The 1,640-nt window shown below is 67.9% G+C and carries 1 protein-coding gene; it reads left to right on the top strand.

Annotation, left to right across the window (positions count from 1 at the left end):
- On the top strand, positions 1–1,640 hold a 1,640-nt coding region (locus tag AC3XYG_RS14425; RefSeq protein ID WP_489140533.1), incomplete at both ends, for a phage tail protein.

Consider the following 1,640-nt stretch of genomic DNA (forward strand, 5'->3'; position numbering starts at 1 on the left):
CACGCAATACACGCTCAAGGTCCGCGAAGGCTCTGGCTTGGTCTGGAAGACGCAGAGCTTCGTCCGGATGAACTATGACGCCTCGTCCACGGGCCAGTTTCGGTTGCGGCGGGGCCGTTACGTCCTGATCGAAAGCGGCGCGCTGCAGCAGATCGACACCACCACCGGCGCGGTGCTGTCCCTCGACAGAAGCTGGGGCACCGATTTCGGGGGCGTCGGTGCGCAATGCTACGATGGCGACACCGACACGGTCATCGTCCTGTCGAACCGCGCCAACTCCGGCCCGACGCGGATCAGCATCAACCGGGTGAATGGCGCTGGCGAGCCGGTCTCGCAGATCGTCTCGGACATCTGCGGCCTGGTCGGCCTGGCCGCATCGGACATCGATGTCAGCGAGTTGACCGACGTCATCCCCGGCTATGCCGTGGCACGCCAGATCGCCGCCAAAGAGTGCATCCAGCCGCTGGTGGACCTGTTCCTCCTGGACGGCGTCGAACGCGACGGCAAGCTGCGGTTCCAGCGCCGGGGCCGGCCGGTCGCCCGACAGCTGACCGAGGATGACCTGCTGCGCGACGGTGACGCCGTGAAGTTCGGCGAGACCCGGCGCCAGGAAGTCGATCTGCCGTCGACGGTCAGCATCACCTTCGCCGACATCGCCCGCGACTATCAGGAGCAGACCGTCACCGTCCGGCGCATGCAGACGCCGCAGCCGACGATGTGGAGTTCGAACAAGGTCGGCATCCAGATCGCGGCGGCGGCCGGCGCCGACATGGCCAAGCAGCAGGCGGAGAAGATCCTGTATTCCGCCTGGACCGAGCGCGTCGACTACGAGCACGCCCTGAGCTGGACGCATGCGGACCTCGATCCGGCCGATATCGTCCAGATCACCATGAAGGACGGCTCGGTCCACCGGATGCGACTGACCGCGGTCGATCTTGGCGCCGACATGACGATCGAGGCCAAGGCCGTCAGCGAGGAGGCGGCGCAGTACGTCTCGATCGTGAAGGCCGACCCCGGCGACTTCCCCGTGCAGACGCTGCCCTACGCCGGCCCGACCCGATTGATCATCCTGGACACGGTGCTGCTGCGCGACCAGGACGATGGCGGCGGCAGTTCGACCCGCGCCTATGTGGCCATGGGCGGCTACGGCCAGGATGGCTGGCGATCCGGTATCGCCTACCGCGGGTCCGATCCGGCGACGCTGGAGATCATCGCCGACACCTCGGCAGAGATCACCTGGGGCACGGCGATGAACGCACTGCCGGATGTCGCGCGGCCCTGGTCGACCGACGAGGACTCGCAGCTTGTCGTGCTGCTGGCCACCAACCTCGACCGCGGCCTGTCCAACGTGACCCAGCTTGAGATGCTGAACGGCGCCAATGCCGCCGCGCTGATCCGCGGCGATGGCCAAGCCGAGATCATCCAGTTCCGGCGGGCGGAGGAGACGGCACCCGGCACCTGGACGCTGTCCGGCCTGCTGCGCGGCCGGCGCGGTTCGGATGTCTTCACCGGCGGCCACGCCGCCGGCGACACCTTCGTCCTCCTGGACGCCGGGGCCATGGACACCACCGGCCTGCCGCTGCAGAGCATCGGCGTGCCGCTCTATTACAAGGGGGTCAGCTCCGGCGCCCGGCTCGATC

The sequence above is a fragment of the Inquilinus sp. genome (assembly GCF_057815775.1).